14 protein-coding genes and 1 pseudogene are annotated in these 13,059 nt (G+C 59.9%); 14 read left to right on the plus strand and 1 reads right to left on the minus strand.

Annotated elements, in window-relative coordinates; genetic code table 11:
• The first annotated feature begins 70 nt into the window (after positions 1-70).
• Entirely contained in the window at positions 71-628 is a 558-nt protein-coding gene (locus tag ACTJJI_RS19735; protein ID WP_013099152.1) for a DcrB family lipoprotein, read from the plus strand.
• Between the two features lie 4 nt (positions 629-632).
• On the opposite strand, the pseudogene ACTJJI_RS19740 reads toward ACTJJI_RS19735, so the two are convergent.
• Positions 633-1,885 (minus strand): annotated as a pseudogene (locus ACTJJI_RS19740) (MFS transporter).
• A 109-nt stretch (positions 1,886-1,994) separates the two neighbouring features.
• On the opposite strand from ACTJJI_RS19740, the gene ACTJJI_RS19745 reads away from it, so the two are divergent.
• The 13 genes from ACTJJI_RS19745 to ACTJJI_RS19805 all read left to right on the plus strand — a co-directional run bounded on the left by ACTJJI_RS19745 (position 1,995) and on the right by ACTJJI_RS19805 (position 13,059).
• Positions 1,995-3,044 carry an AI-2E family transporter gene (locus ACTJJI_RS19745; protein ID WP_013099154.1) on the plus strand — a complete coding sequence of 350 codons (1,050 nt, stop codon included), beginning with the start codon at positions 1,995-1,997 and terminating at the stop codon, positions 3,042-3,044.
• Positions 3,045-3,194: 150 nt separating this feature from the next.
• Positions 3,195-3,917 (plus strand): beta-ketoacyl synthase chain length factor, encoded by a 723-nt coding sequence (locus tag ACTJJI_RS19750; RefSeq protein WP_014833605.1) that lies wholly within the window; start codon positions 3,195-3,197, stop codon positions 3,915-3,917.
• Positions 3,914-4,729 carry a lysophospholipid acyltransferase family protein gene (locus tag ACTJJI_RS19755; RefSeq protein ID WP_063412837.1) on the plus strand — a complete coding sequence of 272 codons (816 nt, stop codon included), beginning with the start codon at positions 3,914-3,916 and terminating at the stop codon, positions 4,727-4,729. Before ACTJJI_RS19750 ends, ACTJJI_RS19755 begins: the two co-directional genes overlap by 4 nt.
• Positions 4,710-4,967, plus strand: coding sequence for a phosphopantetheine-binding protein (locus tag ACTJJI_RS19760; protein WP_010436544.1), 258 nt, complete (start codon positions 4,710-4,712; stop codon positions 4,965-4,967). The genes ACTJJI_RS19755 and ACTJJI_RS19760 overlap by 20 nt, the downstream gene beginning before the upstream one ends.
• A gap of 12 nt (positions 4,968-4,979) precedes the next feature.
• Positions 4,980-5,231 (plus strand): acyl carrier protein, encoded by a 252-nt coding sequence (locus tag ACTJJI_RS19765; protein ID WP_014833607.1) that lies wholly within the window; start codon positions 4,980-4,982, stop codon positions 5,229-5,231.
• A complete protein-coding gene (locus ACTJJI_RS19770) occupies positions 5,203-5,799 on the plus strand; it encodes a hypothetical protein (RefSeq protein WP_047360473.1) in 597 nt (198 codons plus the stop codon). The genes ACTJJI_RS19765 and ACTJJI_RS19770 overlap by 29 nt, the downstream gene beginning before the upstream one ends.
• The gene (locus ACTJJI_RS19775; protein WP_440655279.1) at positions 5,792-7,141 is read left to right on the plus strand and encodes an AMP-binding protein; all 1,350 of its coding nucleotides are present in this window, start codon (positions 5,792-5,794) and stop codon (positions 7,139-7,141) included. The genes ACTJJI_RS19770 and ACTJJI_RS19775 overlap by 8 nt, the downstream gene beginning before the upstream one ends.
• Positions 7,128-7,481: an ApeI family dehydratase gene (locus ACTJJI_RS19780; RefSeq protein ID WP_014833610.1), complete on the plus strand. Its 354-nt coding sequence runs from the start codon at positions 7,128-7,130 to the stop codon at positions 7,479-7,481. Before ACTJJI_RS19775 ends, ACTJJI_RS19780 begins: the two co-directional genes overlap by 14 nt.
• The gene (locus tag ACTJJI_RS19785) at positions 7,472-9,163 is read left to right on the plus strand and encodes a glycosyltransferase family 2 protein (RefSeq protein ID WP_440655281.1); all 1,692 of its coding nucleotides are present in this window, start codon (positions 7,472-7,474) and stop codon (positions 9,161-9,163) included. Before ACTJJI_RS19780 ends, ACTJJI_RS19785 begins: the two co-directional genes overlap by 10 nt.
• Positions 9,164-9,166: 3 nt before the next feature.
• Positions 9,167-9,589, plus strand: a complete 423-nt coding sequence (locus ACTJJI_RS19790) for an acyl-CoA thioesterase (RefSeq protein ID WP_050860031.1) — start codon at positions 9,167-9,169, stop codon at positions 9,587-9,589.
• Positions 9,586-10,191, plus strand: a complete 606-nt coding sequence (locus tag ACTJJI_RS19795; RefSeq protein WP_368529980.1) for an outer membrane lipoprotein carrier protein LolA — start codon at positions 9,586-9,588, stop codon at positions 10,189-10,191. Before ACTJJI_RS19790 ends, ACTJJI_RS19795 begins: the two co-directional genes overlap by 4 nt.
• Positions 10,160-12,481 carry an MMPL family transporter gene (locus ACTJJI_RS19800; RefSeq protein WP_440655284.1) on the plus strand — a complete coding sequence of 774 codons (2,322 nt, stop codon included), beginning with the start codon at positions 10,160-10,162 and terminating at the stop codon, positions 12,479-12,481. Before ACTJJI_RS19795 ends, ACTJJI_RS19800 begins: the two co-directional genes overlap by 32 nt.
• A complete protein-coding gene (locus ACTJJI_RS19805; RefSeq protein WP_182380996.1) occupies positions 12,481-13,059 on the plus strand; it encodes a DUF3261 domain-containing protein in 579 nt (192 codons plus the stop codon). Before ACTJJI_RS19800 ends, ACTJJI_RS19805 begins: the two co-directional genes overlap by 1 nt.

A 13,059-nucleotide genomic window follows, 5' to 3' on the forward strand; every position in this document is an offset into this window, starting at 1 on the left:
GTTCGCTTTATCAGTTGTGATAAGATGGACAAATGAGCCGTTATGGCCGTTTATCGAAAGGAAGAAGTCAATGCGCAATCTGGTTAAATATGTCGGGATTGGCCTGCTGGTTGTCGGCCTTGCAGCCTGTGATAACAGCGACACGAAAACGCCTGCTCAGGGCGCGTCTGCAGAGAGCAACGCAACCGGTCAGCCGGTGAACCTGCTGGACGGTAAACTCAGCTTCTCTCTGCCAGCGGATATGACTGACCAGAGCGGCAAGCTGGGTACCCAGGCGAACAACATGCACGTCTATTCCGATGCAACCGGGCAGAAAGCAGTGATTGTGATTGTGGGCGACGACACCAGCGAAGACCTGGCCGTGCTGTCCAAACGTCTGGAAGATCAGCAGCGCAGCCGCGACCCGCAGCTGCAGGTGGTGACCAACAAGTCCATCGAACTGAAAGGCCACACGCTGCAGCAGCTGGACAGCATTATCTCTGCGAAAGGTCAGACGGCTTACTCTTCCGTGGTGCTGGGTAAGGTGGATAACAAACTGCTGACCCTGCAGATCACCCTGCCAGCGGAAGATCAGCAGAAAGCGCAGACTGCCGCTGAAAACATCATCAACACCATCGTGATTCAGTAACGCGTCAGGATGATGACGTGGCCTCCGGTGCCTGCACCGGGGGCCATTTTTTTAGCCGCCACGTGAGCATCAGGGCCATCACCACCAGACCCGCAGCCGCAAGATAGATAACCGGCACGCCTGCCCAGGCCATTACCAGCCCTGCCAGCGGCCCGGTAATGCCCAACGACATATCCATAAACACCGTGTAGGTTGCCAGCGCCGCACCCTGATTCTGCGGCGGCACGGCTTTCACCGCCACCACGCCCAGCGCCGGGAAGACCAGCGAAAAACCGGCTCCGGCGAAGAACACGCCAATTTTTGCCGTCCACGGCGCGGTAGCGATACCGGTCAGCAGCAGCCCGACAATCTCAACGGCAAAGCAGATCATCGCCACATTCAGCCCGCCCAGGCGGTTAATACCGTTCGGGAAGAGCAAACGGGCACCCACAAACGCACAGCTGAACAGGGTTAACGCAAAGGCCGCCCCGTCCCAGCCTTTGGCGTCATAAAACAGGGTGATAAAGGTGGCGATCACCCCAAAGCCGGTGGTTGCCAGCGCCAGTGCCATACCATACGGCCAGACGCGCCCCAGCACTGCCCGGAACGGCAGCGGTTTACCTTTGCTGGCCTTCACTTTCGGACGCGGCAGGGCAAACAGGATCGCCACCAGCGCGACCACCATAATGGTGCCCGCCAGGCCGTACAGTCCGCCATACGCATAGCACATCACCCCAAGCGGGGCGCCAAGCGCCATTGCCCCGTAGGTGACAATGCCGTTCCAGGAGATCACCCGGCCAATGTGCGGTGCCCCGACCACGCCTACCCCCCACAGCGTCGAACCGGTTCCTGCCAGGCTTTGCCCAATCCCCAGGATCACCCGGCCCAGGCACAACAGCACCAGGCTGACCAACGGCCAGTGGCTGGTCGTTGCCGCCAGCAGGTAGCTCAGGCCACTGAGAAAACAGCCGCATAATCCCGTAATCACAATGCTCTTCGGCCCGAACAGATCCGCGTAGCGACCCGCATGTGGGCGGCTCAACAGCGTGGCGAAGTACTGCAGGCTAATCACCAGCCCCGCCCAGAATGCGCTAAACCCCATCACGTCATGGACGTAGCCCGGCAAGACCGCCAGCGGCAGGCCAATCGTCAGGTAACTGGCAAAGTTAAAAATCACAACGGAGACAATGCGCAGATTAAGGCGCAATCCGCTTAATGCCGGTTCGGCGGCAGGTTCGGGCATGGGGTTTTACCTGGATTTTTGCAACAGTGTTTCACTATTACCACGACGCCAGCAGAAAATCAGCAGCGACTTTCAGATTAACGGTGCCAGACGAAGCGGAACCCGCGCACTACACTTAACGGGCAATCACATTAAGGAACACGCATGACCCCTAACCCGCCCGACAAAGCAGGACTCCACATCCTGTTAAAACTCGCCTCTCTGGTGGTGATCCTCGCCGGTATCCATGCTGCCGCCGATATTATTGTCCAGCTTCTGCTGGCGCTCTTTTTTGCCATTGTGCTTAACCCGCTGGTGACCTGGTTTTTGCGCCGGGGTATCAGCCGCCCGGTGGCCATAACCATTGTGGTAATCGTGATGCTGATTGCCCTCACCGCCCTCTTCGGCGTGCTGGCCGCCTCGCTGAGCGAGTTCTCCACGATGCTGCCGCAATACAACAAAGAGCTGACGCGCAAGATCGTGGCGCTTCAGGAGATGATGCCGTTTCTGAACCTGCATATTTCGCCGGAACGGATGTTGCGCCGGATGGATTCCGAAAAAATCATGACCTACGCCACCACGCTGATGACCGGCCTGTCCGGCGCCATGGCCAGCATTTTGCTGCTGGTCATGACGGTGGTGTTTATGCTGTTCGAAGTGCGCCACGTGCCCTATAAGCTGCGCTTTGCGCTGAATAATCCGCAAATTCACATCGCCGGTTTACACCGCGCGTTAAAGGGCGTCTCCAAATATCTGGCATTAAAAACCCTGTTGAGCGTCTGGACCGGCGTGATTGTCTGGCTGGGGCTGATGCTGATGGGCGTGCAGTTCGCGTTGATGTGGGGAGTGCTGGCGTTTTTGCTGAACTACGTGCCCAACATTGGCGCGGTCCTCTCCGCCGTGCCGCCCATGATTCAGGCGTTTCTGTTTAATGGCTTCTATGAGTGCATGCTGGTGGGGGCGCTGTTCCTCGTGGTGCATATGGTGCTGGGGAATATTCTTGAGCCACGGATGATGGGCCACCGGCTGGGGATGTCGACGCTGGTGGTGTTCTTATCCTTACTGATTTGGGGATGGCTGCTGGGCCCGGTTGGGATGCTGCTGTCGGTACCGCTCACCAGCGTCTGTAAAATCTGGATGGAGACCACCAAAGGCGGCAGCAAACTGGCGATACTGCTGGGGCCGGGACGACCCAAGAGTCGGCTTCCCGGTTAATCGTCTGGGGTGAGACGGAACATGACTCTACGGGAAATTTTTAGGAGAAACGTTATTCGCAAGCCTGCGACAACACTGTACGATGTACGCTGTAACATCGCGCTTGCGAAGTAAAAATCACAGAAACAGGTTTATCGCGGACGCGCGTAGATGAAATTTACCCTCACCATTATCGACTGGCAGGCCAGAGCGCCAGGACTCAGCGATGCCGGCGCATGGCAGGCATGGTCGCGCCAGTCTGACGCCATCGATCCCGCCGCGCCGCTTGCGAAACTGACCGAACTGCCGATGATGACCGCCCGCCGCCTCAATTCGGGCAGTAAGCTGGCGGTGGATATTGGTCTTGCGATGCTGCGCAAACATCGTATCGATGCCGTGGTCTACAGCAGCCGCCATGGTGAGCTGGAACGCAACTACCGTATTCTGCAAGCGCTGGCGACGGAGCAACCCGTCTCCCCCACCGATTTTGCAATGTCTGTGCATAACGCCGCGGTCGGCAATCTTACGATCACCGCAGGTCAGCCGATTGTCTCATCCTCGGTCTCCGCCGGGATGGACACCTTCCAGCAAAGTTTGTGCGAAGTGTTGAGTCTGCTTCACGCGGGCTATTCCCGCGTTTTGCTGGTGGATTTTGACGGCGTTCTGCCCGCGTTTTATCACGCCGGGCTCCCGCCGCAGATGCCCGTCTGGCCTTACGCTCTTGCGCTGGTGATTGAAGCCGGTGACGCGCTCTGCTGTGAAACCCATCGCGAAAGCACAGGGGAAGAGCCCGCGCTGCCGCAAAGCCTTCAGTTCCTGCGACATTACCTGAGCGACGCGCGGCAATTTGCCCTGGCGGGCGAGCGTTTGCAGTGGCAGTGGACGCGCCAATGAGCCAGATCCTCTCCCGCCTCGATCGGTTTTGGCGCATGCTGATGACCGGGTTCTGCTTCGCCCTGTTTGGCCTCGGCGGGCTGCTGCTGTCGCTGGTCTGGTTTAACCTGCTGCTGATTTTTCAGCGCGATCGCACGGCACGCCGTCGACTGGCGCGACGCAGCATTTCCGCCAGTTTTCGGCTGTTCCTGGCGGTCGTTCGCGGAACCGGCGTGCTGGATTACCGCTTCAACAACCTGGACGTGCTGCGCGCCGAGCGCGGCTGCCTGGTGATAGCCAACCATCCTTCGCTGCTGGACTATGTGATCCTCGCCTCGGTGATGAACGAAACCGACTGTCTGGTGAAAAGCGCGCTGCTGGGTAACCCCTTTGTCAGCGGCGTGATCCGTGCAGCCGATTACCTGATCAACAGCGAAGCAGAAACGCTGCTTCGTGCCAGCCAGCAGCGTCTGGCGCAGGGCGACACCCTGCTTATCTTTCCGGAAGGCACCCGCACCCGCGTGGGCGAAGCCATTACCCTGCAGCGGGGGGCGGCGAATATTGCCGTGCGGTGCAACAGCTCTCTGCGCGTGGTGGTGATCCACTGTAGTGAACGCATGCTGGATAAACAGAGTCGCTGGTACAATGTGCCGCCTAATAAACCCATTTTTACCGTGGATGTTCGCGAACGCATCAACATTCATGATTTTTACGATGCGAGCCAGCACGAACCTGCGCTGGCGGCAAGGCAGTTAAACCGGCATATGCAGCAGCAATTAACATCCGGTCTTCAATCTTTGTCAGGAATGAAAGATGCAAGCGCTCTATCTTGAAATTAAGAATCTCATTATCTCTACGCTGAATCTGGAAGAACTTACCCCAGAGGATATCGACACCGACGCTCCGCTGTTTGGTGACGGACTGGGTCTGGACTCTATTGATGCCCTGGAGCTGGGGCTGGCTGTGAAAAATCAGTACGGCGTAGTGCTTTCTGCCGAGAGCGACGAGATGCGTCAGCACTTCTATTCCGTTGCCACGCTCGCCGCTTTTATTCATCAACAACGCGCCTGAGAATGACCCGCTATGACAGAACAAGAAACCATTTATCAGGAAGTCTCTGCGCTTCTTATTAAACTTTTTGAACTCGACCCTGAGCTCATTACGCCGCAGGCCCGGCTTTACGAAGATCTGGATCTCGACAGCATTGATGCCGTGGATATGGTGGTTAACCTGCAGAAGAAGACGGGCCATAAAATTAAGCCTGAAACCTTCAAAGCGGTGCGTACCGTTCAGGACATCGTCGACGTTGTGGAACAACTCCAGCGCGACGCCTGACGTGCCTGCCATTCCGCTCATCCCGATACTGACGGGGTTGATGCTGCTGGCCTGGCCGTTTTTGATTGGTTATGGCCTTGCAAGCCACCATTTGCCGTGGATATTGCCCCTGATGGCGCTGGTGTTGCTGCTGCGTGCCTGGCAGACGCGCCAGCAGCGCGGCCCCTTACGCTACGTTTTCCTGAGCGTGACGCTGGCCGGGGCAGTGCTGTGCGTGGCGAGCCTTTTCCACGCTCACCTGTGGGTGCTGTTTTATCCGGTGGTCGTTAATCTGGTGATGCTGGTGGTCTTTGGGGGCTCGTTGTGGACGTCCATGCCGATGGTGGAACGGCTGGCGCGGATACGGGAGCCCCACCTGTCTCCTGCCGGGGTGCGTTACACGCGTAAAGTGACGAAAGTCTGGTGCGGCTTTTTTATCGGCAACGGCGCAGTCGCGCTGTTTACCGTGCTGTACGCCGACCTGCGCCTGTGGACACTGTGGAACGGGATGCTTTCCTACATCCTGATGGGAACGTTAATGGCGGGTGAATGGCTGGTGCGACAACGGGTAATAAAAAACGATGGATAAACCGCTTCCTCTGAGTCAGTGGCTAAACGCCCCACGTCCTGATGAGACGCCTGTCGCCTGGCTTGACGATCGTATCTGGACGCTGGGCGATCTGCGCCACGATGTTACGCAACTGGTCGACGCGCTGCGTCAGGAAGAGGGCGAGCGCTGGGCGCTCTGTTTTGAAAACGGCTATCTTTTTATCGTCGCTCTGCTGGCGGCGCTTCATGCGGGTAAAACCCCCGTGCTCCCCGGTCACAGCCGGGCGGCGCAGCTTAACGAACAGCGGGCCATGTTCAGCGGCGTCCTGAGCGACGCAGCGCTCGACTTTTCGGGGCGGCAGCGGTTGGTCACCGCCACTGTGCCGACAAACACCCCCTTTTCCCCCTTGCCTGCCATTGACGATATGCAGGTGATCGAGCTTTTCACCTCTGGCTCCACCGGCGCGCCGCAGCGGGTGATTAAGCCGGTGATCGGCCTGGATCGGGAAGCCCGTCTGCTCGCTGATCGGTTTGGCGAACGGCTGGCAGGCTGTAGCGTCGTGGCCTCCGTGGTGTTGCATCATCTGTATGGCCTGACGTTTCGTGTTGTATTACCCATGGCGCTTGGCCTGCCGCTGCACGCCTCCCTGCTGCAGTATGCGGAACAGCTGTCAGCGCTGCCGCAGAACAAACGGTACCTCTTTATCAGCAGCCCGGCATTCCTCAAGCGGCTCGATACCTCGCTGGTGCCGCCTCCGGTTGCCCTGCTGCTCTCGGCCGGGGGCGAACTGCCCTGGCGCGACATCATTCCTTGTCATGACTGGCTGAACGTCTGGCCCGACGAAATTTACGGCAGCACCGAAACGGGCGTTATGGCCTGGCGTCACCGTCAGGATGAGACAACGCTCTGGCAGCCGTTTCCTGGCGTGACGTTCCACGGCGATCGGGTGACGTCGCCACTGATCCGCGAGGCTGAAGGAATCGTGCTGGATGATATCCTGCATTTCGCGGCTGACGGGCAGTTCAACATCGTTGGACGCCGTGGTCGGGTGGTCAAAATTGAAGATAAACGCATTTCGCTTGATGAGATTGAGCAGCGGTTACTGGCGCTGGACGGCATCTGTGACGCCGCCGCAGTGGCGGTCACTCGCCGTGGTCGTCAGGCCATTGGCGTGCTGCTGGTACTCAGTGACGCGGCGCGTTTGCACAGAGACAACGGGGGTAAAAATGCCCAGGAATCCGCGTGGCGTCGCGCCCTTCGCCCCTGCCTTGAACCGGTTGCCGTGCCCCGCTACTGGCGCATTGTCGATGAAATCCCGGTCAACAGCATGAACAAGCGCGTGACTGCACAGCTACAGGAGTTATTTCATGAAGATTCATGAAATCGAACGCCACCAGACTCATCCGGAGCATCTGGAGATCACGCTTTACCTTGACCCTGACCTGCTCTGGTTTAAGGGGCATTTTGCCGTCCAGCCGCTGCTCCCTGGCGTTGCACAACTCGACTGGGTCATGCATTACGCCATCACCCTGATGGCACCGGGCTACCGTTTTCACAGCATTCAGAATGTGAAGTTTGCGGCCCCGCTGTTGCCGGACAACACGGTGACGCTGATCCTTGACTGGCACCCTGCCCGTCAGATGCTCAGCTTCAGCTACCAGCGCCATGCGGGCAGTGAACGCCATACCGCCAGCAGCGGGAAGATTCGCCTATGTCAGTAACGTTCCGCCCCTGCGTGTTGATCCCCTGCTACAACCACGGTGCGATGATGGCCGCGGTGCTCGCACGTCTGGCACCGTTTGACCTCCCGTGCCTGGTGGTTGACGATGGCAGCGAAGAGAACACGCGCCACACCCTGGCGCAGTTAGCAGAGCAGCATCCGCAGGTTACACTGCTGCGTCTGGCGAAAAACAGCGGCAAAGGCGCGGCAGTGATGGCGGGGCTGAAAGCCTGCGCAGAGCGCGGCTTCACTCATGCAATCCAGGTGGACGCCGACGGCCAGCACGCCATTGAAGATCTCCCCCGCTTTCTGGCGCTGGCGCAACGTCACCCCGAGGCGCTGATTTCCGGTCAGCCCGTTTACGATGACTCCATACCCCGTTCGCGTCTCTACGGTCGCTGGATAACGCACGTCTGGGTCTGGATTGAAACGTTGTCCCTGCAGCTTAAAGACAGCATGTGCGGCTTTCGGGTCTACCCGATTGCGCCGGTGATGCAGCTTGCCGCACGTACCCCGCTCGGCAAGCGCATGGACTTTGATACTGAAGTCATGGTCCGCCTCTACTGGCAGGGCACGCCCAGCTATTTTCTGCCCACCCGCGTCACCTATCCGGCAGACGGTGTATCCCACTTCGATGCGCTAAAAGACAACGTGCGCATCTCGCTGATGCATACCCGTCTGTTCCTGGGGATGTTGCCGCGCATCCCCTCCCTGCTGATGCGCCGTCGCCCGCAGCACTGGGCGCAACAGCAGGAGGTCAAAGGGCTATGGGGCATGCGCCTGATGTTACGCGTCTGGCAGTTGCTTGGACGCAAGGCCTTCACCCTCCTGCTGTGGCCGGTCACCGCCGTTTACTGGCTCACCGCCCGCCCGGCGCGTCAGGCGTCGCAGCAATGGCTGAGGCGGGTTAAAGAGGTCATGGCACAGCGACAGATCCCTCAGCCTCCCCGCCTGCACAGCTTTTTTCACTTCCTGCGTTTTGGTCATGCCATGCTGAACAAGGTGGCCAGCTGGCGCGGCGAGATGAAGCTGCATCGCGATCTGGTGTTTGCACCGGGTGCCCGCGAGGCGCTGGGGCTGGACGATCCACAGGGTAAACTGCTGCTGGCCTCGCATCTTGGCGACGTGGAAGCCTGCCGGGCGCTGGCGCAGCGTGAAGGGGGGAAAACCATCAACGCCCTGGTCTTTAGCGATAACGCCCAACGCTTTAAGCAGATTATGGAAGAGATGGCGCCGCAGGCGGGCATTCACCTGATGCCCGTCACTGACATCGGCCCGGAGACCGCTATCCTGATCAAAGAAAAGCTGGATCGCGGCGAATGGGTGGCCATCGTGGGCGATCGTATCGCCGTCACGCCACAGCGCGGCGGCAGCTGGCGCGTGATCTGGAGCGAGTTTATGGGCCAGCCCGCGCCATTCCCGCAGGGGCCGTTTATCCTGGCGTCCATTCTGCGCTGTCCGGTGGTGCTGATTTTTGCCCTCAGCCAGCAGGGGAGGCTGACCCTGCACTGCGAACCGTTTGCCGACCCGCTGCTGCTGCCGCGCGGTGAACGTCAGCAGGCGCTGCAACATACCGTCGATCGCTACGCGCAGCGGCTGGAACATTACGCCTTACTGTCGCCGCTCGACTGGTTTAATTTTTTCGATTTCTGGCAACTGCCCGAAATCAGCGAGAAGGAGTAAAGGGTGTTGACCGATCCCCGCTTTACGACGGAAGTTGAAATCACCGTCCCGTTCCACGACGTCGACATGATGGGCGTGGTCTGGCACGGCAACTATTTCCGCTACTTTGAAATAGCCCGCGAAGCGCTGCTCAATCAGTTCGACTACGGCTATCGCCAGATGAAAGCCTCCGGCTATGTCTGGCCGGTGGTCGATACGCGGGTGAAATACCGCGATGCAGTGACGTTTGAGCAACGCATCCGGGTCCGGGCGCACATTGAAGAGTATGAAAACCGCCTGCGCATTGCCTATCAAATCTTCGATGCGCAGACCGGTAAACGCACCACCACCGGTTACACCATCCAGGTGGCGGTCGACGAGGCCACCCGCGAAATGTGCTTTGTCAGCCCGGGGATCTTGTTTGAACGTATGGGAGTCACGCCATGAAATGGTTGCCTTTGCTGGCGCTGATATTCAGCCCGCTGGTCAGCGCCGTGACGCTGGATGAACTGCAACAGCGGTTCGCAGAGCAACCTGTGGTGCGCGCGCACTTCGAACAGGTTCGCACGATTAAAGACATGCCGCAGCCACTGCGCTCGCAGGGCGAGATGGTGATCGCCCGTGACAGCGGCCTGCTGTGGGATCAAAAGGCCCCGTTTCCCATGACGCTGCTGCTGGATGACAAACGGATGGTGCAGACCATCAACGGCCAGCCGCCGCAGACCATTACCGCCGACAATAATCCGCAGATGTTCCAGTTCAACCACCTGCTGCGGGCGTTGTTCCAGGCCGACCGCAAGGTGCTGAAAGACAATTTCCGCATCGATTTTAAAGACCAGGGGGAAGGCCGTTGGTCGCTGGTGCTCACCCCTACAACAACGCCGCTGAATACCCTTTTCACCACCCTCGATTTGGGCGGTGCGACGTATCTGGAGTCTGTTCGTCTTAACGATAAACAGGGCGACCACACGGATATCACCCTCTCCCGCCACCGACTGACACCCGCCAGCCTGACCGATGACGAACGCCAACGCTTTGCCGCACCGTAAATCGCTGCGCCCGGCGCTGCTGTGGGCCACGGTATGCCTGATCCTGCTGGGCCTGCTGGTGTCGCTGCTGCCCGGCGCGCGCCTGAACAGCAGCGTGCTGGCTATGTTGCCGACACAGACGCTGGGGGCGATCCCTCCGGCGCTTAACGACGGGTTTATGCAGCGGCTCGACCGTCAGCTTGTCTGGCTGGTCAGCCCCGGCAAAAAACCCGATCCGCGCGTGGCGCAGCAGTGGCTGATGCTGCTGCAACGCAGCGGTGCGCTGAGCGAAGTTAAAGGGCCCATGGACGCCACCGGGCAAAAAGCCTGGGGCGAGTTCTTCTGGCAGCACCGCAACGGGCTGATTGACCCCGCCACCCGCGCCCGCCTGCAAAACGGCGGTGAAGCGCAGGCGCAGTGGGTGTTATCTCAGCTCTATTCAGCCTTTTCCGGCGTGAGCGGCAAGGAGCTGCAAAACGATCCGCTGATGCTGATGCGCGGCGCGCAGCTCGCGCTGGCGCTAAACGGCCAGAAGCTGCGGCTGATGGATGGCTGGCTGGTGACACAGGATGACGCCGGAAACTACTGGTATCTGCTGCACGGCGAGCTGGCCGGTTCCTCCTTTGATATGCAGCAAACCCACCGGCTGGTGACCACCCTGAACGCGCTGCAGGCGACGCTGAAAACGCATTACCCACAGGCGCAACTGCTGTCTCGCGGCACGGTGTTTTACAGCGATTACGCCAGCCAGCAGGCCAAACGGGATATCTCCACGCTGGGTGTCGCCACCCTTCTGGGGGTGTTCCTGCTGATTGTGGCGACGTTCCGCTCCCTGCGTCCGTTGCTGCTGTGCGCGATCTCCATTGCCATCGGCGCGCTGGCGGGCACGGTCGCCACCCTGCTGTTCTTTGGCGAACTGCACCTGATGACGCTGGTGATGAGCATGAGCATCATCGGGATTTCGGCCGATTACACCCTCTATTACCTGACCGAACGGCTGGTGCACGGTGGCGAAAATTCACCGTGGCAAAGTCTGGCCAAAGTGCGTTATGCCCTGCTGCTGGCGCTTCTGACGACCGTCGTGGCGTACCTGATTATGATGCTGGCCCCCTTCCCGGGGATCCGCCAGATGGCGCTGTTTGCCGCCGTGGGGCTGAGCGCCTCCTGTCTGACGGTAATTTTCTGGCACCCCTGGCTGTGCCGTGGAATGCCGGTACGCCCGGTTCCGGCCAGCAGAGCGATGTCGCGCTGGCTGGCCGCCTGGCGACGCAAAAAGACACTCGCGGTTGGCCTGCCCGTCACGCTGGCGCTTCTTTCCGCCGCAGGGATTAGCACCCTGAAGGTGGACGACGATATTGCTCAGCTGCAGGCGCTGCCAAAAACGATTCTGGCGCAGGAGAAAACCATCACCGCCCTGACCGGCCAGCGCGTCGATCAGAAATGGTTTGTGGTTTACGGCGCGTCAGCCCAGCAGACGCTGGAGCGGCTGGAGGCCTTTACCCCGGCGCTGGCGCAGGCGCAAAAAGCGGGTGAGCTGGCAAGCTGGCGAACCCTGCCGCTGAACTCCATGAAGCGGCAAAAAAGCGATCTTGCGCTGCTGCACCACGCTGCGCCTGCGGTAACGAACGTGCTGCACAGCGCGGGCCTTAACGCTGTCTCACCGAATCTGACGCCGATGCCTGTCAGCGTGGAGGCCTGGCTTGCCAGCCCGGCCAGCGAAGGCTGGCGTCTGCTCTGGCTGACCCTGCCGGACGGCCAAAGCGGCGTGCTCGTCCCGGTGGACGGCGTCAAAAACAGCGCGGCACTGAGTGAACGGGCGGCGCAACATGAAGGGGTTGTCTGGGTCGATCGCAAGGCCCGTTTTGACAGCCTGTTTGCCCTCTACCGCACGCTGCTGACGGGGCTACTGTGCGTGGCGCTGGCGGTGATCGCCTGCGGCGCGATGCTCCGTCTTGGCTGGCGCCAGGGGCTTATCAGCCTGGTGCCGTCAGTGCTATCGCTCAGCTGCGGGCTGGCGGCGCTGGCCATCGCCGGGCATTCCGTCAATCTGTTTTCACTGCTGGCGCTGGTGCTGGTGCTCGGCATTGGCATCAACTACACGCTGTTTTTCAGCAACCCGCGCGGCACGCCGCTGACGTCGATGCTGGCCATCACCCTGGCGATGATGACCACGCTGCTGACGCTGGGCATGCTGGTGTTCAGCGCGACGCAGGCCATCAGCAGCTTTGGTATCGTGCTGGTAAGCGGTATTTTTACCGCCTTCCTGCTGGCCCCGCTGGCGATGCCGGCCAGGAACGAGAGAAAACCCTGATGAACGCTTTTTACCGCGCCGCCGCGCTGGCTGCGACGCTGCTGCTGGCAGGCTGCAGCCATTCGACCGATACTGAAGAAACTCGCCCGCAGGCCTGGCTGCAGCCGGGCACGCAGGTGACGCTGCCACCGCCGGGCATTACGCCAGCCATCCGTTCTCAGCAGTTGCTGACCGGCCGGTTTAACGGCCAGACCCAGTCGCTGCTGGTTCTGCTGAACGCTGACGGGCAAAAAATGACGCTTGCCGGGCTCTCGTCGGTGGGGATCCGCCTGTTTCTCGCGACCTATGACAACACCGGGATCCATACCGAGCAGTCAGTTGTTATGCCCCAGCTGCCGCCCGCCAGCCAGGTGCTGGCGGATGTGATGCTCAGCCACTGGCCGCTCAGCGCCTGGCAGCCGCAGTTGCCGAAAGGCTGGACGCTAAAGGATACTGGCACCCGACGCGAACTGCGTAACCCTGACGGCAAGCTGGTCACCGAGATTGTTTACCTGCAACGCAACGGTAAGCGTGAGCCGATCAGCATTGCGCAGCACGTCTTCAAATACCACATCACCATTCAATATCTGGGTGACTGA

Source organism: Enterobacter sp. 22466, from assembly GCF_052044775.1.
In the GTDB taxonomy this organism is placed as follows: Bacteria; Pseudomonadota; Gammaproteobacteria; order Enterobacterales; family Enterobacteriaceae; genus Enterobacter; species Enterobacter dissolvens.

Excerpts from the sequence above, each read along its gene's own strand:
- ACTJJI_RS19735 (WP_013099152.1), top strand. The coding sequence starts at position 71 with ATGCGCAATCTGGTTAAATATGTCGGGATTGGCCTGCTGGTTGTCGGC.
- ACTJJI_RS19745 (WP_013099154.1), top strand. The coding sequence starts at position 1,995 with ATGACCCCTAACCCGCCCGACAAAGCAGGACTCCACATCCTGTTAAAA.
- ACTJJI_RS19750 (WP_014833605.1), top strand. The coding sequence starts at position 3,195 with ATGAAATTTACCCTCACCATTATCGACTGGCAGGCCAGAGCGCCAGGA.
- ACTJJI_RS19755 (WP_063412837.1), top strand. The coding sequence starts at position 3,914 with ATGAGCCAGATCCTCTCCCGCCTCGATCGGTTTTGGCGCATGCTGATG.
- ACTJJI_RS19760 (WP_010436544.1), top strand. The coding sequence starts at position 4,710 with ATGCAAGCGCTCTATCTTGAAATTAAGAATCTCATTATCTCTACGCTG.
- ACTJJI_RS19765 (WP_014833607.1), top strand. The coding sequence starts at position 4,980 with ATGACAGAACAAGAAACCATTTATCAGGAAGTCTCTGCGCTTCTTATT.
- ACTJJI_RS19775 (WP_440655279.1), top strand. The coding sequence starts at position 5,792 with ATGGATAAACCGCTTCCTCTGAGTCAGTGGCTAAACGCCCCACGTCCT.
- ACTJJI_RS19780 (WP_014833610.1), top strand. The coding sequence starts at position 7,128 with ATGAAGATTCATGAAATCGAACGCCACCAGACTCATCCGGAGCATCTG.
- ACTJJI_RS19785 (WP_440655281.1), top strand. The coding sequence starts at position 7,472 with ATGTCAGTAACGTTCCGCCCCTGCGTGTTGATCCCCTGCTACAACCAC.
- ACTJJI_RS19795 (WP_368529980.1), top strand. The coding sequence starts at position 9,586 with ATGAAATGGTTGCCTTTGCTGGCGCTGATATTCAGCCCGCTGGTCAGC.
- ACTJJI_RS19800 (WP_440655284.1), top strand. The coding sequence starts at position 10,160 with ATGACGAACGCCAACGCTTTGCCGCACCGTAAATCGCTGCGCCCGGCG.
- ACTJJI_RS19805 (WP_182380996.1), top strand. The coding sequence starts at position 12,481 with ATGAACGCTTTTTACCGCGCCGCCGCGCTGGCTGCGACGCTGCTGCTG.